Genomic DNA, 22,848 nt, shown 5'->3' with positions numbered 1-22,848 from the left:
AACAGGCAAAAGGGAACAAGAAATGACACTGTTGATTGAGCTGACCGCAGCGAGCAGCAACCTCTCATCCTACCTGGCGACCTATGACACGAACTTCTCCTACAACGGCAACGGCTGGTTCTCCCGGTCATTCTCTACCGGCCAGGATCAGTGGTCCGCCGGCTTCGATACCGAAGGCGTCGACAATAACGTTCCCTCGGTCATCATGGAGATCGACGACTACAGTTATTCGCCGGGCCTGTTCAACGGCGATGTCACGTCGCTCACGCTCGGCCGCAACCTCGAATATGACGCAGGCCAGGATAAGTGGGTGCAGGATGAAGAACTCATCATCACCAACGTGAGCGGCTACATGCCGGATACGACCACGTTCGCCTATGCGATCTACAGCCTGTCGCACGGTGGAGCCGTTGACGGTCTGGGGACCTTCCCGGGTCTGACGGACTACTTTGCCGAGCAGGGCACAAAGCAGGTCGGGAATCTGGGTCTCGACGATACGCTGCTCGGTTTCGGCGGTCAGGATACTTTCGTGTTCCAGGACGGCTCCGCGTTCGACACCGTCAACAGCTTCAATCTTGCTGTCGATATCCTCGACGTCTCGGCGTGGGGTGCAACGGGATTGGGCGACCTGTTCATTTCCACCATCGGAGCCGACACCGTCATCAGCAGCGCCGATTTCACCGACGGCATTACGATTACCGGCGTAACGGGGCTGACGGCCGCGAACTTTGAGTTTGCGTGAGAGACATCCCGACTTTTGCAAAGGCTCGCCGCGTTCGTCTCTGAACGCGGCGGAAGCCTGCAACAATTCCGATTATCGTCATCAAGAAAATCCGAGGAGTTAGAGAATGGCTTTGGTACTTAACTACTCAAGCGCGAGCAGCAACCTTCCGGTCTTCCTGGACAACTGGATCGACAATTTTGAGTATCGCGGCACTGGCGGCTTCAACGCCGTCAGGAACGTGTCGGACCAATGGTATGCTGGAACGCGTATCGTCGGTGGCGTCGACAATGGCAAGTCGTCCGTGATCGTGAACGGAAATGACTTCAGCTATACGCCCGGTGTTGTCGATGGCACGGTCTCCACGCTCACGCTCGGTAGCAATCTCGCCTACGTGTCGTCCACCGATCAGTGGGTGCAGGATGAAGGCCTGTCGGTCAATTTCGGCGGCGCGACGCTGACGCCGGCTTTCGATGCAGCGATTGCCGATCTGTCGCAGAACGGCAGCCTGGATGGCCTCTACGGCTACTTCGCCGAGCAGGGGACCGTCCAGAACGGCACCGTGGGCAACGATGTCATGTTGAGTTTTGCCGGCGATGACACGCTCACCGGCAATCTCGGAGATGATACGTTCACCTTTGCCGACGGTTGGGCTGACGACGTCATCGCGGATTTCGGTACCGATACCGGAAATAACGATGTCATCGATCTGCAGGCGGTGACGGGCATTTCGAACTATGTCGATTTGCTCTTCAACCACAGCAACTGGTGGGACGATTCCGGTGTTCTCACCATCACTGATGGCGAGAATACGCTCCAGCTGGAGGGCTATGTCGGGACCGACATTGCCAGCCTGATTCTCTGCGGCAATATCCTGGTCTGAGCGCGGTCCGTGCTCAAAATCCCGCATCGCAAGCCGTCGCAGCCTTTGGCTGCGGCGGTGGTGTCTCCGCTGGCGCCGGCGCTTGCCGGAATCGCGGTGGTCAGCGGCGTGGTCAATCTCCTGGCGCTGACGTCGCCGCTGTTCATGCTGCAGGTCTACGACCGCGTGTTGGCGAGCCGCAGCGTGTCCACGCTGGTCGGGCTTGCGGTGCTGGCCGCGGTTCTGTTCGCATTTCAATCGATGCTGGACGTGATCCGCGGTCGCGTATTGCTGCGGATCGGAGAGACCCTCGATCGCAGACTGTCCGGTCGCGTGCATGAGGCGATCGTCCGGTTGCCGCTCGAGGCCCGGATGCCGGGCGACGGCCTGCAGCCGCTGCGCGATCTCGACAACGTTCGCGGCTTCCTGTCCGGGCAGGGGCCCACCGCACTGTTCGATCTGCCATGGATGCCGCTCTATCTCGGCATATGCTTCCTGTTTCATTTCTGGATCGGAGTAACCGCGCTTCTCGGCGCGATCGTGCTGGTGTCACTCACGGTCATCACGGATGCCCTGTCGCGCGGGCCGACGCGCGCGGCGATACAGCACGGCATGGCGCGCAATGCGCTGATGGAGGCCGGCCGGCGCAATGCCGAGGTGGTCCACGCCATGGGACTTGGCGGTCGCGTGGCGGAACGCTGGCAACAAGCGAATACGGATTATCTCGCCGCAAACCGGCGCACCGGCGATATCGCCGGCGGCCTCGGCGGCGTGTCCAGATCGCTGCGCATGATTCTGCAGTCTGGCATGCTGGCGGTCGGCGCCTATCTGGTCATCAGGCAGGAGACGAGCGCCGGCGTCATGATCGCGAGCTCGATCATGATGGGCCGGGCGCTGGCGCCGGTCGACCTCGCGATTGCCAGCTGGAAGCCGTTCCTGATGGCGCGGCAGAGCTGGGGCCGGCTTAAGGAGTTGTTCGCGCTGATACCCGAGACGCGCGCGCTCATGGCGCTGCCGAAACCGGAGCGCGAGTTGCGGGCGGAAGCGATGAGCATCACGCCTCCCGGCGAGAAGAAGCCCACCCTTGCCGGCGTCAATTTTGTTCTGCCGGCGGGAAGTGCGCTTGGCATCATCGGCCCGAGCGGCAGTGGAAAATCCACACTCGCGCGCGCGCTGGTCGGCGTCTGGGCGCCGGCAAGCGGCAAGGTGCGCATCGATGGCGCGGGCTTCGATCAGTGGGACCGCGAAGAGCTGGGTCGCCACGTCGGCTATCTGCCGCAGGGTGTCGAACTGTTCGACGGTACCATCGCCGAAAACATCTGCCGTTTTGAAACGGATGCGGATGCCGGCGCCATCGTCGCCGCGGCCCGCGCGGCGGGCGCGCACGATCTCATTCTTCGCTTTGACAGCGGCTACGAGACCCGGATCGGCGAGGCAGGCTCGGCTTTGTCGGCAGGACAACGCCAGCGCATCGGTCTCGCGCGCGCGCTTTACGGTGATCCGTTCATCGTGGTGCTCGACGAGCCCAACGCGAACCTCGATGCGGAAGGCGAGAAGGCCGTTGTGAAGGCAATGGCGTCCGTGCGTGAACGCAAGGGTATCGTCGTCGTCGTTGCGCATCGCCCCAGCGCGCTCGGTGTGGTGGACCTCGTAGCCGTCATCGAGTCCGGGCGAATGAAGGCCTTCGGACCGCGCGACGAGGTGTTGTCGCGCACCCTGAAAGGCGCAAATCCTCCCCCGGCCACCATGACGACGGCCGCAGGCTACTCGGCCGGGTTCCGCGCTACCGCTCCGTTCCGCGTTGTGGCGACGGCTGGCGCCGAACCGGGTACAGGCAGATCACCCGACCAGCATACGGATGAAGTCGATGTCGAATGTTGATCACATCGGCCTGGCGCGCTCGATCCGGCGCCATCTCCTTGTCGGCGGTCTCGCCAGCCTGTTTCTCGTGACGGGCATCGGTGGATGGGCGGTGGCGACCAATCTGGCTGGCGCCGTGGTCGCGACCGGGCACTTCGTCGTCGATTCCTATGTGAAGAAGGTGCAGCATCCGACCGGCGGCGTGGTTGGTGAAATCCTGGTGCGCGAGGGACAGCGCGTGACGGCGGGTGACGTCGTGATGCGGCTGGATGCAACGCAAACGCGTTCCAACCTCGCCATCGTCACCAAACGGCTGGACGAATTCGCCGTACGGCGCGCGCGGCTGGAAGCGGAGCGCGATGAAGCGCCAGCGATCTCATTCCCCGAGATGCTGATGAGGCGCGCAGGCGACAGCGACGTCGCGCAGCTGCTGGCGGGGGAACGCAAACTGTTCGAGCTTCGCCGCGAAGCACGGCTCGGCCAGAAGGCGCAGTTGCGCGAGCGCATCCTTCAATACGAGAAGGAAATACGTGGCCTTGTCGCCCAGGAGGACGCAAAGGTGCGGGGCATCGCGCTGATCGAACGCGAGCTTAGGGGTGTGCGTGAACTCTGGGAGCAGGGCCTCGTGCCGATCCAGCGCATGATGGCGCTGGAGCGCGAAGGCACCAATCTGGACGGTGAGCGCGGCCGGCTCGCGGCGGCGCAGGCCCAGTCCGGCGGCAAGATCTCGGAGACGCAGCTGCAGATCATCCAGATCGATCAGGACCTCCGAAGCGAGGTGGCCAACAGCCTGCGTGAGATCGAAGCGCAAACGGCCGAGTACGTCGAACGCAAGGTTTCGGCTGAGGATCAATTGAAGCGCATCGATCTCGTCGCGCCGCAAAGCGGCCTGGTGCACGAGCTTGCGGTTCATACGGTGGGCGGGGTTATTTCTCCGGCCGATGCGATCATGTTGATCGTGCCTGATAGTGACAGGCTGGCGTTGGAAGCGCAGATACAGCCGCAGGATATCGACCAGATCCGGCTGGGCCAGCGAACGGTGTTGCGCATGTCGGCCTTCAATCAGCGGACCACACCGGAGCTGAACGGCGAGGTCAGCCGCATCGCCGCCGATCTGACGCACGATCAAAAGAGTGGACTATCCTACTATGTCGTTCGCATTGCCGTGCCGCCGCAGGAGCTCGCGCGTCTCGGCAAGCTCGCGCTGGTGCCGGGGATGCCGGCCGAGGCATTTATTCAGACCGGAGAGCGAACGGTCATCTCCTATCTGGTCAAGCCGCTGCGAGATCAGATCAACCGCACGTTTCGCGAAGAATAGCGCCGGAGTACTGCATTTTGCGGCGCGAGCTTTTTTGAGTGCGCCTGAAACTCAACGCGCATATGCGGGACGCGCCTTCGCCGCCGTCTTCCTTGCGGCCGGCTTCTTCGGCGCTTGCTGATCGCGTGCGTTGGTTAGCCAGCCGACGAAAGCGGTCAGCGCGGGATCCTCCGCCATGCGCTGCTCGTATTCGAGCACGAATTGCCGCCGCGTCGGGCGGACGGTTGGGTGGGCGCGCACGAGGTTGCCGCGTGCGAGGTCGGGCGCGAGAAGGCCTTCGATCGCGATGGCGACACCCATGCCGGTGGCGGCGGCTTCAATGGTCAGGCTGAGGCTTTCGAAACTGCTCCCGCCCTGCACGGGTATGTCGGTGAAATCAGCGCAATCCAGCCAGCGTCGCCAATCATCCGGACGAGGCCGCGCATGCAAGAGAGGAACGGTCGCAAAATCCAGAGGGCCGTTCTTCAAGAGTTCCGGCGAACAGACCGGCACGGTTGATATCGGCATCAACGGATGGGTGACAAGCCCGGCGCGCGGTTGTCCGTCCGAGACGGCGATAACCGCATCGAAACGGCTGGCGAGCAGGTCGAGTGGATCGGAACTCGTATGCAGGTCGATTTCCAGCTCGGGATGTGCCGCCTTGAGCGTGGGCCAGATCGGCAGCAGGAAACGCGAGACGAAGAAGCCATAGACCCCGACCGAAAGCCGCCTGAAGCGCCGTAACCGCAGCCCGTCGGCAGCATCTGCGATCCGGTCCAGTGCCTCGCGCGCGGAATCGGCGAACGCTTTGCCTGCGGAGGTGAGAACCAGGCCGCGCGAGCCGCGCAGGAAGAGGGCGGTCCCCATTCGCGCTTCGAGGGCGCGCACGTGCCGGCTCACGGCGCCAACCGTCACGTTCAGCTCGTCGGCTGCCCGGGTGATCGACAAATGCCGTGCGGCGGCCTCGAACGCCCGCACCGCATGCAATGGAGGAAGTCGTCGTGATGCCATCGGGCGAGCTTAGTCCAAAAGGACTGCCCGGCAAACGGGAGGGCCACAGGGAGAGGGGTAGGTATTCTGTCGCCAACGGTTGCGAAGCGTTGACTCTGGCTCAACCCGCCAACCCAAGAAGTCGTTTGCACTGATGGGTGGCGGGTCATACGCCGGTATTCGCCGCCAATACTTGTCTTGGGCTCGGTACGGCCCGAACAAGCGGAAGCCGAGGGAGATGTCCATGACCATTCACATCGATCTGACCGGCCGCGACGCGTCGGCCCGGCGCGCCGCAGCGTTGGCCCCCACCTGCCGTGGGCTGAACTATTATTCGCTCGACCGGAGCCTTCGAGACCTGCTGCCCCATTACATGGAGACGCCGCTGCTCGCGCATCTCGAGCCGCACCTTGCGGAGCTCGGTGAACTCGCGGGCGGCCGGTTGCATGACCTGTCGGACCAGGCCGAGCGGCATCAGCCGATGCTGCATCCGCGCGACGGGTATGGCCGCGACGAGGAGTGGATCGAATATCACCCCGCCTATCGCGAGATGGAAAGCATCGCATTCGGTAAATTCGGAATGCACGCGATGTGCAACCGCGGCGGCGTCCTCGGCTGGCCTACACCGATGCCGCCGATCGCAAAATACGTGTTTCACTATTTATTTGCGCAAGCGGAGTTTGGCCTGCTTTGCCCCGTCAACCTCACCGACAGTTCTTCCGAGCTGGTGCGCCGCTTCGGAACGGATGAATTGCACGGGCGATATCTCGAGCGCGTGTGGAGCCAGGATCCCGCCACGCTGTTCAAGTGCGCGCAATTCATGACGGAGAAGGCCGGCGGTTCCGATGTGGGAGCCGCCGAACTCGTTGCCGTTCGCGACGGCCAGGACTGGAAGCTGTGGGGCGAAAAGTGGTTCTGCTCCAACGTCGACGCCGAACTCGCCGTGTTGCTCGCCAGGCCCGAAGGCGCTGCGGCCGGCGGGGGCGGCCTCGGCCTGTTTCTGATGCCGAAGGTGCTGCCCGATGGGCGGCGGAATTCCTACAAGATCCTGCGCCTGAAGGACAAGCTCGGCAGCCGCACCATGGCAAGCGGAGAGATCGTTTTCGAAGGCGCCGTCGCCTATCAGCTTGGCGAACTGGATCAGGGCCTCAAGCAGATGCTGGTGATGGTGAATTCGAGCCGCGTGTCACATCTCGCCCGCGCCGCCGGCATGATGCGGCGATGCCTGAACGAAGCCATGCTCGCCGCCCGGCATCGGAATGCGTTCGGTCGCGCCGTGATCGACCATCCGCTGATGCGGCGGCAACTGCTCAAGCTGATGGTTCCGACCGAGCAGGCGCTGTCGGCGCTGCTATACGCGGCGACGGCATCCGACAAGGTGCTGCGGCTGTTGACGCCGATCGCAAAGTACCGCGCGTGCCGGGACAACGTCTCGGTCGCCACGGGGGCAATGGAGGCCCGCGGCGGCAACGGCTACATCGAAGACTGGCCCAACGCGCGGCTCGTCCGCGATGCCCATCTCGGCCTGCTGTGGGAAGGCACCAGCAACATCAATGCGCTGGACGCGGTGCAGCGCGCGGTCGGAAAGGCGCGCGGCCACGAAGCGTTGCGCGATGATCTCGGCCGCCGGCTGGAGGACACAGGCGGGATGCCGGGTCAGTTTCGAACGCGGCTTTCCGGGGCGCTGACGGACGCCATCCGGTTCGCGGAAGAGGTTGCGGCCGATCCGGCGAACGAGCGGTTTTGCAGGATCGCCGCCGGAAAACTCTACCATGCGACGACGGCCGCGCTGCTGGCGTCAGAGGGCACGCGTCTTGGCAATGAAGGGGGCGATGCGCGCCGCCTGCTGCTCTCGCGTTTCCTGCTCGAGCATCGCCTTGCCGAACATGCGTCTACCAATCTGCAGGCGCAGCGTTGGGAGAACGAAGCGATCGATCTCTTGCTCGGCGATGCGCCGGTCTCGATGCAGCAGGCTGCTTCGCTGGTGCAGGGGTAACTCATGGACATCGCGCTTCAAAGCGAACTCGCCCGCCTGCTCGCGACGCTGCGCCGTGAAGGACGCCAGCAGAGCGGCCTCGACCGGCGGCTCGTGCCGTCAGACAACGCGACAGCCTATCGCGTCGCTGGGCTCGTCGAGGAAGAACTGGGCTGGGAAGTCGTCGGCTGGAAGATCGCCGCCATGAAGGAGGGGCTGCAGCGCCAGCTTCGCACCGATGCGCCGATCTATGGCCGGGTGTTCGCGCCGATCGTGGAATCGCCGGCCAGCGTCGAGCACGCCAGGCTCTGCAGCCCGATTCCCGAAGTCGAGTACCAGGCGCGGCTCGGCGCCGATCTGCCGCCGCGCGAAAAACCCTATACGCTGGCGGAAGTCACCGAGGCGGTGGCCTCGCTGCATACCGGAATCGAGCTTGCCGAATGCCGCTTTGTCCACGACGCGGCGTTTCCGCCGTTGCCTGCGATCCTCGCTGACGGCGCGGGCTCCGGCACCATCGTCTGCGGCGCTGATATCCCCGATTGGAAGACGCGCGATATCGCCGGACAGGAAGTCTTGTTGACCTGCAACGGCACGCTGCGCCGGAAGGGCACGGCCGGGGAAGCGCTCGATCACCCCATGGTGCCGCTCACCTGGCTCGCCAACGAACTCTCGCGCACCGGTATCGGAATGAAGGCGGGACAGATGGTCAGCACGGGGACGCTGACGGGCATGTTGCGGCCGAAGCCCGGCGAAACCTATGTCGCGGATTTCGGTCCGTTCGGGAGCGTTACCGCGACCTACGCGTGATCCACTGAGACGAGGCGCGCTTGCCGTTGCTTTGGCAGCGCCACTCTATCGCGGCAGCCTCGATCTCACGTGCCCTGCGCGGGAAGATCGCCAAGCAGATTTGACAGCTTGACCGCAAGCTTGCGAAGCCGGGCATTCTCTTCGAGCAGCAGCACGACGTTATTGGTATCCTGATGTAGCGTCTCATTTCCCCGAAGTCCGTCGACTTCGTCGAGCAGGGGCGACAAGGCGGTGAGAAGTTCATCGCCCTGATGCGGCGCTTCACTTGCCTGGCGCACGTCATTGCCTTCACGCAGTGGTACGACGTTGCCGGCATGTTCGGCATTCCGAAACGTATCGCGGCGGGCGGCCTGCTTGTCGTGCGGCGGATGTTCGATACTCATGACACATTCCTGATCACAAGGTGGCCCAGTCGTCGGTTCCACGATGAGCTATTCATTGAGTCGAGGGCAAATTTGCGTCCGAAAGGGAACGACGATGAGGCTCGCCGAAAAAGTCACACGTCCCTGGCGTCACACGGCAGATCGGATTAGGCCAAATTTTTGACGTATCGCGAGCCATTCTGACGTCTGCGCGGCTGGGGAGCAAACCATCTTATTTTGAGGCGTATCGATGACGGATTTCCTGACCAATGCGGATCACTGGCGCAGGCGCGCAGAACTGACTCGGGCGTTAGCCGCGAATGCAGTCAAGGACCAGGGCCGCCTGCTAAAGGTGGCGGAGGAATACGATCGCCTGGCAGCTCTCGCCGAACGGCGGCGAAGTGCTCCAGTCCCGGCCGGTTCCTACGCGCCGGCTGGTCAGCCCGAGTAAATCGTCTTCCATCGAAAAAACGTCGGAAGAGGCGGGCATTTCCGCTTCAGTTGACGCATGGCGATGCTGCAGCGGCGCAGAAATGCGCCGCTATACCCAGATGTGTGACCTGTAAAACACAACCGCGGAGCAACGTTCAAAGCATTGTGATCATGCGATTGCAGGGGAATCAACGAATCACCTAGACCGTTAGCGGGGCTGGGAAGCGGAGAGTGAGTATGAGAGTCGCTTCCTTAGAAAGTGTACTGACGGCGGCTACGCTGGTACTGGCCATCGTCATCGTGCTGTGGGGAATCAAGATTTTCCACGGTGTATGAGCAGGCGAGCTGGCGTCGAACTAGAGACCTCCGGTCAAGAAGAGGTTCGCGACAAAGGCGTCAAAGGCGTCACTTCCGCGGCGGCGGAGGCCTTTCTTTTTAGTTGCCGACGAATCTTTCGCCGGGGACTTGTCCCTTCCGACGCGTATTGAGTTTGGTTTACGGCCTGGCGCGAAATCCGCACAGGCCGCGAAAGGCATTGGTTTTAAATCTCGCATGCATTTTAATTATTATCTGATGATCGCAGCGCTCGTTCTCATGGGGCTGGAAGTTCTTTACGCGCTCTATCAATTGGCCACGTTTCTTTGAGAGAACTTTTCGGTTCTGATTGAATCAGAACCCGCGCTAGATGGTTGTTTTGACGCGTTTTCCTGACGCGAGCGGACCCATGTCCGGGAGCATGCTGTGCTCGAAAGCGCCATAAATCGCACGCGCAGGCTGCAGTTCCGGCCCGCGCGGGCTGCGAGATTCGCCGCAATCACGCCGCTTTAGCGCCGGGGTCGCCCCCGCGCGATTCCAATTTTTGTCGCAAATTTGCCTCTCGACTCACCTCATTCTCCGCGCGCGACAACGCGACTGGGGGCTCGTTACGCATTTTAAAATTGGAGTATCAATCATGCGAGTAGACCATCCGCAGCTTAATAAGCGAGACCGACGCGCAGAACCCTCATTTTGGGTTGAGGAACCGACCGACGACGCTCTTTCACTGCTTGAGAATGCCCTGCGTGGGGACGAGCCCGCCCTTCGTCGCAACGAACGCGCCGACGAAGCTCATTCGCTGATCGAGGAGAATGCCCGACTCCGGGAGCTTTTATCCCAGCTATCTGACATCATTCGCAAAAACGGCGTTCACCCGAGATAACGCGACGATCCGACCTCGGCCCCGCCCCGGCAAGAGTGGTATTAACCGCTGCCGGGGCGGGGCCGCCGTATTTTCGGCACTGGCGACCCAACAAGAGACAAGCAGCGAGCCGCTCTTTCGATCACCTCGTCGGCGTGGGCAACCGCGGTTGCTCACTCCGGCAGTCCGGCTGTTCGGAGGCCGTCGTCGAATTTCTTCTTGAACATATGAAGACGCGCAAGAACAAGCGGATTATAGGACGGCAACGGTTTTTCTGACTGCCGAGCATCCCATTGAGACATGGTCCGGATAGGGGCATTGTTGTTCGCCAGATAGCGCTGCATTGCTGCGCGCGCCTCGTCCTCTTTGCCCGCCAGGGCAAGCAGTGCAGACCGCACAAATCCCATGAGCAGAATATCTGGAGCAGCAGCTTCAGCCCGCTCAATCCATTCAAGCGCCTCCTCAAGGTCGTGCAACATGCTGAAGGCGATGGCCTTGGCGAGATACAAAGTTGGCCACATGGCGGCGGGGGCGTGCGGATTGAGGCGCATCGCCTTGTCGGCATATGCGATGGCCTGTTCCGGCTCGCCGATAAGATTGTAGGCCATGGGCAATGCGAGCAGAATGCTGCTTGGGACTAACATCAGGGCGCGCCCATAAGAATCAATCGCCTCCCGATAGCGCCCCGCTATCTGGAGAGCATCGCCTTTGGCCACGTGAGCCATGTGGTAACCCGGATCGATTTTTACGGCTAAGGAGGCAAGTTCGTCCGCGCGGCGAAGATCAGCTTGACGATCGGGAGCCGCAAGAAGGGAAAAGCGTTGGGTGAACTTGAATGTCAGGTGGGAGAGCGCGCGAACATTCTCAGGGTCGATCTCCAACGCTTGCTCGCAGAGGCGGAAGGCGGAGTCACGTTCCGATGCCCAAACCGTTCGCATAATCGCCGCGGAGCAGCGGAAAGCAAGGTCTTCGGCATTGGGATTGGCAGCGCGAGTTTGTGCCTCTCGCGCCCTTACGTCAGTTAGTTTGATACCGATCGCAAACGCGATGCGGTGAACAATGGCATCTTGCATCTGCAAGAGGTCGGAGCGGTTTTCGTCAAACCGGTCAGCCCAGAGATGCGCATTGCTCTCGGTATCGATGAGCTGGGCATTCACACGCAGCCGGTCGCCGCTCGGCTGCACGCTGCCTTCCAGCGCATAGCGCACACCGAGATCCTTGCCGATCTGCCGCACATTGATTGGCTTGCCCTTGTAAGTGAAAGCGGTTGACCGGGAGATGACAAAACTGTTCCGAAAACGCGAGAACCCGGTGGTCAGTTCGTCGCTGATGACGTCTGCCAGATAATCCTGGCTCGCATCGCCAGATAGGTTGGCGAACGGCAGCACGACGATGGAGAGGCCATCAGGGGGCTTTGCCAGCTGGTCCGGCAGCTGCACCGGCACGCGGCCGAGGTGGAAGTACAATGCTGCACCGACAGCGCCGGCGATCAGCACGACTGCAGCTCCGATCGCCGTGGCGCGCGTGCTCCACCGACGACGCTTAGCCGACGCCGCATTGTGCGGCTGCGAGATTGGCTTGGCGGGTCGCGCATCATCAAGAGCGACTTGGAAAACCCGCACTGGCCGTGCGATGTTCTTCAGTTACCGTTCGCCTGCATCCTCGAAGGTGACATCGAATTTGCCCCGAACCTGCCGGTGCGCGTCATCAGAGATGCAAATGCCGCCGGGCTTCGCCAATCCCTCCAGACGCGCTGCCACATTCACGCCATCGCCGAAAATGTCACCTCGATCGATGATGATGTCGCCGACATTGATGCCCATGCGGAACTCGATGCGCTTCTCATCTGGCCTCCCGGCATTGCGCTCGGCCATCCCGCGCTGGATATCAAGTGCGCAGCGCATTGCGTCCACTACGCTGCCAAACTCGGCCAACATCCCGTCTCCGGTGTTCTTGACGACCCGACCACGGTGTTCGGCAACCTTGGGATCGACAAGAGCGCGCAGATGGGCCTGAAGCTGGACATGCGTGCCTTCTTCGTCCGCACCGGTCAGCCGGCTGTAGCCAGCCACATCGGCGGCCAGTATGGCAGCAAGCCGGCGTTCGATGCGGTCCTGCCCCGACGCAACCATGGCGCGACCTCCAGCCTCCTTATACACCTAATTGCGGGGCTTGGATTGACGGCCGGCCGGAAAGTCTCCCCGATGAGGTCGCACTGCCAGAGGTCTGATCGCGGGGATGTCGGGTTGTGCCAGCCTATTTCCGACTTCAGTGGGACGCGGCGGATAGCCTGGCGGAATACGGCGCCGCTGTCAGGCCAGATGACAAGCCACGAAATGCCCGTCGCTACCCTGCTTCAGTTCGGGCGCGCTTTCCCGGCAGCGCGGCTCGGCGATCGGGCAGCGGGTGTGAAAATGACAGCCCCGCGGCGGGTTCATCGGGCTCGGCACATCGCCCTGCAGGCGGATCCGCTTGCGCTTCACCTTCGGGTCCGGCACCGGCACGGCGGAGAGCAGCGCCTGGGTATAGGGATGCCGGGGGTTGCGGTAGAGGTCGTTCGCGTCAGCCAGTTCGACGATGCGGCCGAGATACATCACCGCGACGCGGTCGGAAATATGCTCCACCACGGAGAGATCGTGGGCGACGAACAAATAGGTCAGGTTGAGTTCGGCCTGCAGGTCCTCCAATAGATTGATCACCTGCGCTTGAATTGAAACGTCGAGCGCGGAAACCGGCTCGTCGCACACGATGAACTTCGGCTCCACCGCGAGCGCCCGCGCGATCACGATGCGCTGGCGCTGGCCGCCGGAAAATTCGTGCGGGTAACGGCGCATGTGCTCGGCCTTCAGCCCGACCTTGACGAGCAGGCTCGCCACGCGGTCGTCCCGCTCGCTTGCCGAGGACGCAAGCTCGTGGATGGTGAAGGCTTCGCCAAGGATCGCGCCGACGGTCATGCGCGGATTGAGCGAGGCGAACGGGTCCTGGAACACGATCTGCATGTTGCGCCGCATCGCGCGCAGGTCGCCGCCGGAAAGGCCAAGCATGTCTTGTCCGTCAAAGAGGATCTCGCCTTCGCTGGGTTCGAGGAGGCGCAGCACGCAGCGCGCCGTGGTGGACTTGCCGCAACCGGACTCGCCGACCAGCCCGAGCGTTTCGCCGCGGTTGACCGCAAACGACACGCCGTCCACCGCATGAACGCGCCCGACCTCGCGCGAAAGGATTCCGCCCTTGACGGAAAAATACTTCTTCAGGCCGGTGACACGCAGCAGGGGCTCGCTCATGCGCTTGCTCCCTGCGTGTCTCCGAGGTGGCAGGCCATGCGATGGCCAGGTGCTACCTCGCGCAGAACCGGTTCCTTTTCGGAGCAGGGACCGAAGGCGAAGCGGCAGCGCGGCGCGAAGCGGCAGCCGGGGGCAGGGTTGATCAGGATCGGCACGGTGCCGCCGATCGCTTCCAGCCGGGTCTTGTGCGCGCTGGCGAGATCGATGCGCGGGATCGAGCGGATCAGGCCCTGCGTATAGGGATGGCGTGGGCTTTCGAACAGGCTGTCGACATCGGCCTCTTCCACCACCTTGCCGGCATACATGACGACGACGCGCTGCGCTGTCTCGGCCACGACGCCCATCGCATGGGTGATCAGCATGACCGCCATGCCGAAGCGTTCCTTCATGTCCTGCAAGAGATCGAGGATTTGCGCCTGGATGGTGACGTCGAGCGCGGTGGTCGGCTCGTCGGCGATGACGAGCTTCGGCTTGCAGGCCAGCGCCATCGCGATCATGACGCGCTGGCGCATGCCGCCCGAGAACTGGTGCGGGTAATCATGCACACGGCCCTCGGCATTGGGGATCTGCACCAGCTTGAACATCTCCACCGTGCGGGCGAACGCGTCCTTGTTCGAGAGGCCCTCGTGGCGGCGAAGGCTCTCGGCGACCTGCTCGCCGACCGACAGAACCGGGTTGAGCGAGGTCATCGGCTCCTGGAAGATGAAGCCGATCTCCTTGGCCCGGATGTCGTCCAGCTCGCTGCTCGTGAGCGGCACGAGATCACGGCCCTCGAACAGGATCTGGCCTTCGACGATGCGGCCCGGCGGCATCGCGATCAGCTTCAGGATCGACATTGCCGTAACGGTCTTGCCGCAGCCGGACTCTCCGACCACGCAGAGCGTCTCGCCCTTGTTGAGCGCGATGTCGACGCCGTCGACCGCCTGCAGAATGCCGTCGTCGGTGGCAAAGTGAGTCTTCAGGCCCTTGATCTCGAGCAGCGGCGCCATCAGATCACCCGCCTTGCATCGAGCGCGTCGCGCATGCCGTCGCCGATGAAGTTGATCGCGACGACCGCGACGAAGATTGCCCCGCCCGGAAACAGCGCCCAGTGGGCGGCGATGTCGAGAAAGTCCTTGGCGTCGAACAGCAGCCGGCCCCAGGTCGGGGTGTCAGGCGGGAAGCCCAGGCCGAGAAACGACAGAGTCGATTCAGCGATGATGGCGGCGGCGACGTCGATGGTGCCTGCGATGATCACCGGTCCCAGCGCGTTGGGCAGGATGTGACGCACCACCTGCCGCAGCGGGCTGGCGCCGAGCGCGCGGGCGGCCTCGACGAACTCTTTCTCGCGCAAGGAAAGGAATTGGGCGCGCACGAGGCGGGCGACCGGCATCCAGCGCAGGCCGCCGATGACGAGTACGATGAGGATGAAGATGCCGCCCTCCGGGCCGAACGCCGCCTTGAGCCCGTCGCGGAAAAGATAGATGAGCAACAGCAACAGCGGCAGTTGCGGCAGCGAGAGGAAGAGGTCGGTCAGCCACATCAGCGCATGCCCGAGCGCGCCGCGCGACATGCCGGCGAGCGCGCCGATCAGCGTGCCGACGATGACGGCGACCGCCATCGCGGCGAGGCCGACCGCGAGCGAGATGCGTCCGCCGTAGATCATGCGGGCGAGGATATCCTGTCCGAGATCGTCGGTGCCGAAGGGATGGGCGAGCGAAGGGCCTTCGAGGCGCGCGTTGAAATCGATCTCGTTGATGCTGACGCGCCAGACGAAGGGGCCGAACACGACAGCCACGATCAGGACGATCAGCAGCACCGCGCTCACCACGGCGAGCTTGTGGCGGCGATAGCGCCGCCAGGTCTCGCGCCAGGGCGACCAGGCCGGCCGCCGCTCAGCGGAGGGAGATGCGAGGGTCAAGCCAGCCATAAAGCACATCCGCGATGAGATTGAAGAGCACGACAAGACAGGCGAAGACGAAAGTCACGGCCATCACGACCGGCGTGTCGTTGGAGAGGATGGAGGAGATCAGGAGCGAGCCGATGCCCGGAATGCGAAAAATCTGCTCGGTGACGATGGCGCCGCCGAACACGGCGGGCATCTGCAGCGCGACCAGCGTGACGACCGGGATCAGGGCGTTGCGCATCGCGTGCTTGACGATCACTCTCGCTTGCCCGAGGCCCTTGGCGCGGGCGGTGGTGACGTAGTCGAGGCGGATCACGTCCAGCATGGCCGAACGCACGAAGCGCGTCATGGAGGCCGCCTGAAACAGCCCGAGCACCATCACCGGCATGATGGCCTGCCGAACCTGTTCGATCACCCAGCGGAAGCCGGTCGCCTTGATGTCGGTGGTGTAGACGAAAGGCAGCCAGTCCAGCGTGATCGAAAACAGCAGGATGAATAACAGGCCGGTGAAGAAGGTCGGCAACGAAAAGCCGATAAAGGCGAGCGTGTTCGCGATCTGGTCGAAGATCGAGTAGGGCTTCGTCGCGGCATAGACGCCGACCGGTATCGCGATCATGAGCGCCAGCAGCTGCGCCGAGCCGATCACATAGAGCGTCGTCGGCAGGCGCTGCAGGATCAGCGTGTCGACGTTCATCCGGCTGACGAAGGAAAAGCCCCAGTCGCCCTGCAGCATGGCGGTGATCCAGTGCAGGTAGCGGAGGTAGATCGGATCGTCGAGGCCGAACTTGGTTCGAAGTGCCGCCGCTACTTCGGGCGGCACGTTCGGATTGGTCGCGAGTTCACTGAAGGGATCGCCAGGCGCCAGCGCCAGCACGATGAACAGCACGAGCGAAATGCCGAGCAGGCTCGGAATCGCGATCAGGAGGCGACGCAGGACATACTGACTCATGAGGGAAAAATCCCGTCGCGATTATCCCGTCGCCTCCCGGTACCAGTCGAACAGATTGTCGGTTTCGTTGGCCCATCCGCTGACCACCGGGCGCAGCGTGTTGGAGCAGGCTTCGACCTTCAGGCGGTGCATCACCGGGATGAAAACGATGTCCTGCATCATGATATCGTTGGCCTTGATATAGAGGGCGGCGCGCTTGACGAGGTCGGTTTCGGCCTCGGCCGCATCGACCGTCGCGTCATAGTCTTTGTTGACCCAGCGCGGGAAGTTCACGCCCTGCCACTTGTTCTCCTTGGTGGCGACGTTGCGCGAATGATAGCGGCGCATGTGCTGGGCCGGATCCGGCTGACTCATCGGGATCTGGAACATCTCGAGGTCGGCGTAGAACTTAGCGTAGGTGTCGGGGTTGGCGACGTCGGAGGAGAAGAACACCGAGGCGACCACCGATTTCAGCTCGACGTCGATGCCGGCCTTCTGGCAGGCCTGCTTGACGATGGCCTGGGTCTTCTGGCGCGGGCCGTTGATCGCGGTCTGGTACAAGAGCTTCAGCTTCTTGCCGTCCTTCTCGCGGATGCCGTCAGCGCCGACCTTCCAGCCTGCGTCCTCCAGCAGCTTGGAAGCCTTTTCGATGCTGAATTCCCAGGTCGTGTTCTTCGAGACGAACTGCTCGGGGCCGTTGAGGAAATTGGGCGTGACGCGTCCGGCGCGGCCGTAGATGACTTTCTTGACCGCCTCGCGGTCGACCAGCATGGAGAGCGCCTTGCGCACGGCGGGATCGGAGAACAGCGGATGCTTGGTCTTGATCGAGGAGCGCTCGCCGTCGACCTCGGTATTGGGATCGGTGAAGTTGAGCGCGATGAATTCGGTGTCGCCGCCGACCGCATAGACGGTCTTGCCCTTGCCGCCCTTTTCCAGCCGCAGCAGGACGTCGTCTTCGACCTGGATGTTCCAGCCGAAATCATATTCGCCGGTCTGAATGACGGCGCGCGCGGCCGAGACGGCATCGCCGCCGCCCTTCATTTCGATGGTGTCGAAGTGGGGACGGTTCGGCATATGGTAGTCGGGATTGATCTCGCCGCGGATGACATCGCCCGGCTTGAACTCGACGAATTTGTAGGGACCGGTGCCGACGGGGGAGAGGTTGTTCGGGGCCTCGCGGGACTTGGCGCCTTTATATTCCGCGAACAGGTGTTTTGGGATGATGCTTTGGGGGGCACCGACAAAGGCGTCGGCCCAGAACGGCGTCGGCTTCTTGAAGAGGATGCGGACCGTGAGGTCGTCGACCTTCTCGACGGTGATGTCGCGGTGAACGCCGATGGTCACGGTGGCGGTGGCGGGATCGCGGGCGTATTCCCAGTTGAACACGACGTCGTCGGCGGTGAAGGGCTTGCCGTCGTGCCATTTGACGCCGGGCTTCAGCTTCCAGGTCACTGATGTGCCGTCGGCGGCCAGCCCGCCATTCTGGATCGAGGGAATTTCGGCGGCCAGAACCAGCTTCATGTTGCCGTCCGGGTCCCAGCAGGCGAGCGGTTCGTAGAACAGGCGCGAACCGTCCTGGTCCTTGGTGCCGGTGGCGAAATGCGGATTGAGCAGGGTCGGTCCCTGCCACCACAGCAGTTTCAGTGCGCCGCCGCCGCCGCGCTTGGTTGGCTTGTAGACGGATGGGCCCTCGGCCATGGCCACGCCGCCGATGGCTAGAATCTGCGTGGCCATGGGTGCGGTGAGACCGAAAGCAAGCATCCGCTGAACGAAGCCGCGGCGATCCATGCGCCCGTCCTTTACTTCGTCGATCATGGTTCGCAGTTCGTTGTCCAGCATCGTTGTCCCCGTGTCTGGTTCTGGTGGTTGTGGCGCGCCGCCGGGCGGCAGCGTAGGTGTTCGCCGGTAAGATGGCACACCAAATGCCCCGGAGGTCAACGGCTGGCTGTCAACAATTGGCAGCATCGACGGGGGCGATGATTTTTGCTTGGGCAGAAACACGCTGCGGCGCACATTGCTTTGGCAATCCGGCGGCACAGACGCGTCAAAAGCGCGCGGAATCGCGCTCTGCACTGCAAAAAATTTCGCCAAGTTGGTCAGGCCGGATCAGGTTAGATCCGCGACATGTCCAGCGGTGGCGCAACGCTGTCCGGCAGCGGACTGACATAAGGTGTGCGGGTGGTGCGCTTGTTCAGGTCGGCCTTGGCTGATGCAATCAGGTCCGGTTCCGTCAGCGCCCTGACGCCGAGCCCGGCCATGGCCTTGGCCGCCTGCACCATGGCCTTGTGGGCGTGCGGGCTCTTGCCCTGCGCCACCACCTGCCAGGTGTGGAACGGGGTGCCGATCGCGACCGTCGGGGCGTGGACCTGAACGGTAGGCACGACCCAGCTCACATCGCCCACATCGGTCGAGCCGATCTGCGGATTACGTTTGGCGTCCAGCGGGACGATGAAATCGGCCAGCGGCCGGTCGGTCGGATCCATGCCGATCGAGTGGTAGACGGTCTCGATATCCTTCTCCGTCAGCGTGGAGCGGATCCTGGCCGCGAAATCCGTGTCGGCCTCGTCGAAATGCGGCGGGCCGAGTTCTTCCATGATGCCATGGAGCGCTGCCTCGAGCGGGGTGTTCGGCAGCAGATTGGAGACGGCGGAAATGATCTTCATCTCCACTTTGGTTTCGGTCATCAATGCCGCGCCCTGCGCGATCTTGTGGACGCGCTCGACCAGTTCGTTCATGCCGGGGAGGTCGCGGGCGCGGATCGAATAGCGCACGCGGGCATGGGCCTGCACCACATTGGGGGCGATGCCGCCGGTGTCGAGCAGGGCATAATGGACGCGGGCGTCGCTCGGCATGTGCTCGCGCATGTAGTTGACGCCGACATTCATCAGCTCGACCGCATCGAGCGCGCTGCGGCCGAGATGCGGCGAAGCGGCGGCATGCGAGGTACGCCCGGTGAAGATGAAATCGGCGCGTGTGTTGGCGAGCGAGGGCGTCACCACGACTTCCCAGAAGCTCGACGGGTGCCAGGTGATGGCGATGTCGGCATCGTCGAAGGCGCCTGATCGCACCATGAAGGTCTTCGCGGCGCCGCCTTCTTCCGCAGGACAGCCGTAATAGCGCACGCGCCCCGGCACCCTGTGTTCGGCGAGCCAATCCTTCACCGCGGTGGCGGCGAGCAGGGCGGCGGAGCCGAGCAGATTGTGACCGCAGCCATGGCCATGGCCGCCGGCTTCCAGCGGGCGAGGTTCGGCCACGCCCGCTTCCTGGCTGAGACCGGGCAGCGCGTCATATTCACCAAGGAAGGCGATCACCGGCCCGCCGTCGCCCCATTCACCCATCACGGCGGTGGGAATGCCAGCGACTTGCTCGGTGATGCGGAAACCCTGATGGCGCAGCTCGGCCAGATGTTCGGCGGAAGAACGTGCTTCGGTGTAGCAGACCTCGGGCATCGCCCAGACCCGGTCGGCCAAGTCGACGAAGCGCGGCTTGATGGTGTCGACGCCACGCCAGATGTTGCTGCGGTTATCCATCGTCCGATTTCCAATTCTGAAGCCGATGTGAGCGGAGGAATTGTTATCAGCTTCGCCAAACGATGCCCAGCGCCGGGCGGACTGTAGCCCGGGTGGAGCGAAGCGTAACCCGGAATGCTCGCCCGCAAACATAGAACCCCGGATTGCGCTTCGCTCCATCCGGGCTACGAATTTCAGCCATGTCGTTGGTTCGGGGCGCACATTGCGTCGCTACGCCGGCCCGAGCGCAGATGGGCCGGTCACAGCTTCATGCCATGCGGCCTGAACAGCCGGCCTTTCTCCACCACCAGCACCACGGCGAGCGCGGCCAGCGTGCAGAGGAAGAAGCCGGTCGCGAACGGCACCAGCGTGCCGTCGTAATCCTGGCCGATGGTGGCGCCGATGCCGATGGCAAGGAGCGTGGTGATCGAGCCGTACAGCGACGCCGCGGTGCCGGCGATATGGCCTTGCGGCTCCATGGCGAGCGCGGTGAAATTGGCGATCATCAGCCCGAACGCAAACATCATCGATACCGAGAGCACCATGAACAGCGGCAGCGGCAGCATCTGCATTTTCGCCGCCACAAGCATGGTTGCGGAGATGACCACGAAGCCGATCAGCGCGCCGTGGGAGAGCACGCGCATGCCGAGGCGGCCGACGAGGCGCGAATTGACGAAGCCGGCGATCGCGGTTCCGACGGCGACACCGGCAAACGCAAGCGGAAAATAATGCCCGAGCTGATAGATGCCGGTGAACACCTGCTGCGAGATGAATACGAAGGCGAACAGCGAACCCAATACGCCGCCGGCCGCCAGCGCATAACCCAGCGTCTGGCGATTGGTCACGGTCTGGCGGAACGCATCGAAAACCGCGCCGACGGCGAGCGACCTGCGCCTTTCGACAGGCAGCGTCTCCGGCATGCGCAGCGCGCTCCAGATCAGCGCCACTACGCCATACAGCATCAGCACGATGAAGATGCCGCGCCATTGCGTCAGCAGCAGCACGGCCTGGCCGAATGCCGGGGCGATGACGGGCACGGCAATGAACACCATCATCGCCAGCGACATCACGCTCGCCATGCGCCGGCCGGCGTAGCAGTCGCGAACGATCGAGGTCGCGATCACGCGCGTAGCCGAGGTGCAGAGGCCCTGCAGCGCGCGGGCCAGCAGCAAGGTTTCAAAGGAAGGTGCCGCGATCGCAAGCAGGCTGGCGATACAATAGACGGCCATGCCGCCGAGCAGGACCGGCCGCCGCCCGAAGCGGTCCGACAGCGGGCCCATCACGAATTGCCCGACGCCGAAGCCGACCAGGAAGATCGACAGCACCATCTGCGGCCGGTTGGGTGACGTGATGTGGAAGGCGGACGCGATGTTCGGCAGCGCCGGCAGCATCATGTCCATCGCAAGCGGATTGAGCGCCATGATCGAGGCGATCACGATCACGAATTCGGGGAAGCCCATCGGGCGGTGGCCTGAAGCGGCCAAGGCATTGGCACTGGTATCGGTCAACGAAAAATCCTTTTGCGGGTGGCACCTTATGGATTTTGTTGCGCTGCACAAATAACGTTTTCGGCATGGCAGACCATCGGCCAGCGGGGCTTGAAGCGGGCCACGCCGGTCAGGCCGGAAGGTACCTTCGGCGCAGGCCAAAGACGTTGTTCTGACGGGCGGCTTGCTCTATCCCCTACGCACGAAACAACAGCTTGATAGCCTTCGAACGGAGATCTTGTGTCGGGACAGACCTTGAAGATCGGCACGCGCAAGAGCGCGATGGCTCTGGCGCAGACGGAAGGGATCGCGCGGCTGTTGCGTGCGGCCGATCCCGCGCTCGATGTCGAGATCGTCAAGTTCGAAACCCGCGGCGACCAGGACCAGACCAGCAAACTGCTGCGCCATGGCGGCAAAGGCGGCGCCTTCGTCGCCGAAATCCGCGAAGCGATGCGCGCAGGGCATTTGCAGGCGGCGATGCATTCGCTGAAGGACGTTCCCGGCAATGAGGAGACGCCTGGCCTGATCATTGCCGCGACCCTGCCGCGCGACGCCGCCAACGACGCGCTGGTGCTGCGTCCCGGGCTTTCGCTCGACGCGTTTCGCGCTTCGAAGGGCAAAGGCTTCAAGATCGGCACCAATGCGGTGCGCCGCGCGGCCTATCTGCGCCGGCTGTTTCCGGAAGTGACGGTGATCCATTTCCGCGGCGCGGCTGACACTCGCGTGGCAAAACTCGATCGCGGCGACAAGCAGCGGCTGCCCGACGGCGGCGAGGTGGGGCCTGCGGACGCGCTTGTCATGGCGCGGTCGGGGCTCGAGCGCATCGGAATGGCTTCACGTATCGTCCATGACTTTTCGGTTCGCGAAATGCTGCCGGCGGTGGGGCAGGGCATCGTCGCGGTCGAATGCGTCGAGAACGATTGGCTGACGCGCGGGCGGTTGGCGAAGATCGAGGACGCGCAGTCACGGCTTTGCGCCGAGGCCGAGCGCGAGGTGCTGTGGGTGCTGAACGGCCACTGCAATTCGCCGATCGCCGGCCACGCCACGCTGGCGGGCGGCGAGATGATTCTGACGGCTGCGGTGCTGGATGAAACCGGTGACCGCTTCATTGAGGTGTCGCGGCATGGCGCGGCGGACCGGCCGCGCGAACTCGGCCGCGCCGTCGGGTTGGAGTTGTTGGACAAGGGCGCCGCCGAGATTATCGCGCGCACACGGCCGGACGAACATTAGGGCGCGTACCCACAAATCGAGCTTGATTGCTGCTCGATGTCCGAT

Annotated in this window: 18 protein-coding genes; 7 read left to right on the top strand and 11 right to left on the bottom strand. The window is 63.2% G+C overall.

The features are described 5' to 3' along the window. Window positions 1-22 precede the first annotated feature (22 nt). From KIP88_RS03665 to KIP88_RS03650, 4 genes are all read left to right on the top strand, one after another. Window positions 23-742 (top strand): hypothetical protein, encoded by a 720-nt coding sequence (locus KIP88_RS03665; protein WP_214486474.1) that lies wholly within the window; start codon window positions 23-25, stop codon window positions 740-742. 106 nt (window positions 743-848) lie between these two features. Further along, window positions 849-1,604, top strand: a complete 756-nt coding sequence (locus tag KIP88_RS03660; RefSeq protein ID WP_214486473.1) for a hypothetical protein — start codon at window positions 849-851, stop codon at window positions 1,602-1,604. A gap of 9 nt (window positions 1,605-1,613) precedes the next feature. Further along, window positions 1,614-3,464 (top strand): type I secretion system permease/ATPase, encoded by a 1,851-nt coding sequence (locus KIP88_RS03655; protein WP_214486472.1) that lies wholly within the window; start codon window positions 1,614-1,616, stop codon window positions 3,462-3,464. Continuing rightward, window positions 3,451-4,761, top strand: coding sequence for an HlyD family type I secretion periplasmic adaptor subunit (locus tag KIP88_RS03650; protein WP_214486471.1), 1,311 nt, complete (start codon window positions 3,451-3,453; stop codon window positions 4,759-4,761). The genes KIP88_RS03655 and KIP88_RS03650 overlap by 14 nt, the downstream gene beginning before the upstream one ends. Window positions 4,762-4,812: 51 nt before the next feature. On the opposite strand, the gene KIP88_RS03645 is transcribed toward KIP88_RS03650, so the two are convergent. After that, entirely contained in the window at window positions 4,813-5,751 is a 939-nt protein-coding gene (locus KIP88_RS03645; protein ID WP_214486470.1) for a LysR substrate-binding domain-containing protein, read from the bottom strand. Between the two features lie 223 nt (window positions 5,752-5,974). On the opposite strand from KIP88_RS03645, the gene KIP88_RS03640 reads away from it, so the two are divergent. Beyond that, window positions 5,975-7,726 (top strand): acyl-CoA dehydrogenase family protein, encoded by a 1,752-nt coding sequence (locus KIP88_RS03640; RefSeq protein WP_214486469.1) that lies wholly within the window; start codon window positions 5,975-5,977, stop codon window positions 7,724-7,726. 3 nt (window positions 7,727-7,729) lie between these two features. Next, the gene (locus KIP88_RS03635) at window positions 7,730-8,512 is read left to right on the top strand and encodes a 2-keto-4-pentenoate hydratase (protein WP_214486468.1); all 783 of its coding nucleotides are present in this window, start codon (window positions 7,730-7,732) and stop codon (window positions 8,510-8,512) included. Between the two features lie 65 nt (window positions 8,513-8,577). Here the strand turns inward: KIP88_RS03635 and KIP88_RS03630 are convergent, their stop codons facing one another. From KIP88_RS03630 to KIP88_RS03585, 10 genes are all read right to left on the bottom strand, one after another. Next, the gene (locus KIP88_RS03630; RefSeq protein WP_214486467.1) at window positions 8,578-8,895 is read right to left on the bottom strand and encodes a DUF4071 domain-containing protein; all 318 of its coding nucleotides are present in this window, start codon (window positions 8,893-8,895) and stop codon (window positions 8,578-8,580) included. A gap of 1,761 nt (window positions 8,896-10,656) precedes the next feature. Then, window positions 10,657-11,979 (bottom strand): hypothetical protein, encoded by a 1,323-nt coding sequence (locus KIP88_RS03625; RefSeq protein ID WP_214486466.1) that lies wholly within the window; start codon window positions 11,977-11,979, stop codon window positions 10,657-10,659. Between the two features lie 147 nt (window positions 11,980-12,126). Then, entirely contained in the window at window positions 12,127-12,615 is a 489-nt protein-coding gene (locus tag KIP88_RS03620; RefSeq protein WP_214486465.1) for an adenylate/guanylate cyclase domain-containing protein, read from the bottom strand. Between the two features lie 180 nt (window positions 12,616-12,795). Continuing rightward, complete coding sequence (locus KIP88_RS03615) at window positions 12,796-13,764, bottom strand: ABC transporter ATP-binding protein (protein ID WP_214486464.1); 969 nt, start codon at window positions 13,762-13,764, stop codon at window positions 12,796-12,798. Then, on the bottom strand, window positions 13,761-14,753 hold the full coding sequence (locus KIP88_RS03610; protein ID WP_214486463.1) for an ABC transporter ATP-binding protein: 993 nt from the start codon (window positions 14,751-14,753) through the stop codon (window positions 13,761-13,763). The genes KIP88_RS03615 and KIP88_RS03610 overlap by 4 nt, the downstream gene beginning before the upstream one ends. Then, window positions 14,753-15,673: an ABC transporter permease gene (locus KIP88_RS03605; RefSeq protein WP_214486462.1), complete on the bottom strand. Its 921-nt coding sequence runs from the start codon at window positions 15,671-15,673 to the stop codon at window positions 14,753-14,755. Before KIP88_RS03605 ends, KIP88_RS03610 begins: the two co-directional genes overlap by 1 nt. After that, window positions 15,639-16,598 carry an ABC transporter permease gene (locus KIP88_RS03600; RefSeq protein WP_214486461.1) on the bottom strand — a complete coding sequence of 320 codons (960 nt, stop codon included), beginning with the start codon at window positions 16,596-16,598 and terminating at the stop codon, window positions 15,639-15,641. The genes KIP88_RS03605 and KIP88_RS03600 overlap by 35 nt, the downstream gene beginning before the upstream one ends. Before the next feature lie 21 nt (window positions 16,599-16,619). Next, entirely contained in the window at window positions 16,620-18,416 is a 1,797-nt protein-coding gene (locus tag KIP88_RS03595) for a peptide ABC transporter substrate-binding protein (protein ID WP_214486460.1), read from the bottom strand. A 272-nt stretch (window positions 18,417-18,688) separates the two neighbouring features. Further along, entirely contained in the window at window positions 18,689-20,107 is a 1,419-nt protein-coding gene (locus KIP88_RS03590; RefSeq protein ID WP_214486459.1) for a M20 family metallopeptidase, read from the bottom strand. A 239-nt stretch (window positions 20,108-20,346) separates the two neighbouring features. After that, window positions 20,347-21,594, bottom strand: coding sequence for a multidrug effflux MFS transporter (locus KIP88_RS03585; RefSeq protein WP_214486458.1), 1,248 nt, complete (start codon window positions 21,592-21,594; stop codon window positions 20,347-20,349). A gap of 234 nt (window positions 21,595-21,828) precedes the next feature. Here KIP88_RS03585 and hemC point away from each other — a divergent pair, with 234 nt between their 5' ends. After that, window positions 21,829-22,803 carry a hydroxymethylbilane synthase gene (gene hemC / locus KIP88_RS03580; protein ID WP_214486638.1) on the top strand — a complete coding sequence of 325 codons (975 nt, stop codon included), beginning with the start codon at window positions 21,829-21,831 and terminating at the stop codon, window positions 22,801-22,803. Window positions 22,804-22,848: the final 45 nt, after the last annotated feature.

Origin of the sequence: Bradyrhizobium sp. SRL28 (assembly GCF_018596315.1) — a bacterium.
Taxonomy (GTDB): domain Bacteria; phylum Pseudomonadota; class Alphaproteobacteria; order Rhizobiales; family Xanthobacteraceae; genus Bradyrhizobium.
Note: the sequence above shows the minus strand (reverse complement) of the source record. Positions and strands in the feature narration are given on the sequence as shown.

Bases quoted from the DNA above. Each gene is read 5' to 3' on its own strand.
- KIP88_RS03665 (WP_214486474.1), top strand. From the start codon at position 23: ATGACACTGTTGATTGAGCTGACCGCAGCGAGCAGCAACCTCTCATCC.
- KIP88_RS03660 (WP_214486473.1), top strand. From the start codon at position 849: ATGGCTTTGGTACTTAACTACTCAAGCGCGAGCAGCAACCTTCCGGTC.
- KIP88_RS03650 (WP_214486471.1), top strand. From the start codon at position 3,451: ATGTCGAATGTTGATCACATCGGCCTGGCGCGCTCGATCCGGCGCCAT.
- KIP88_RS03645 (WP_214486470.1), bottom strand. From the start codon at position 5,751: ATGGCATCACGACGACTTCCTCCATTGCATGCGGTGCGGGCGTTCGAG.
- KIP88_RS03640 (WP_214486469.1), top strand. From the start codon at position 5,975: ATGACCATTCACATCGATCTGACCGGCCGCGACGCGTCGGCCCGGCGC.
- KIP88_RS03635 (WP_214486468.1), top strand. From the start codon at position 7,730: ATGGACATCGCGCTTCAAAGCGAACTCGCCCGCCTGCTCGCGACGCTG.
- KIP88_RS03630 (WP_214486467.1), bottom strand. From the start codon at position 8,895: ATGAGTATCGAACATCCGCCGCACGACAAGCAGGCCGCCCGCCGCGAT.
- KIP88_RS03620 (WP_214486465.1), bottom strand. From the start codon at position 12,615: ATGGTTGCGTCGGGGCAGGACCGCATCGAACGCCGGCTTGCTGCCATA.
- KIP88_RS03615 (WP_214486464.1), bottom strand. From the start codon at position 13,764: ATGAGCGAGCCCCTGCTGCGTGTCACCGGCCTGAAGAAGTATTTTTCC.
- KIP88_RS03610 (WP_214486463.1), bottom strand. From the start codon at position 14,753: ATGGCGCCGCTGCTCGAGATCAAGGGCCTGAAGACTCACTTTGCCACC.
- KIP88_RS03605 (WP_214486462.1), bottom strand. From the start codon at position 15,673: ATGGCTGGCTTGACCCTCGCATCTCCCTCCGCTGAGCGGCGGCCGGCC.
- KIP88_RS03600 (WP_214486461.1), bottom strand. From the start codon at position 16,598: ATGAGTCAGTATGTCCTGCGTCGCCTCCTGATCGCGATTCCGAGCCTG.
- KIP88_RS03595 (WP_214486460.1), bottom strand. From the start codon at position 18,416: ATGCTGGACAACGAACTGCGAACCATGATCGACGAAGTAAAGGACGGG.
- KIP88_RS03590 (WP_214486459.1), bottom strand. From the start codon at position 20,107: ATGGATAACCGCAGCAACATCTGGCGTGGCGTCGACACCATCAAGCCG.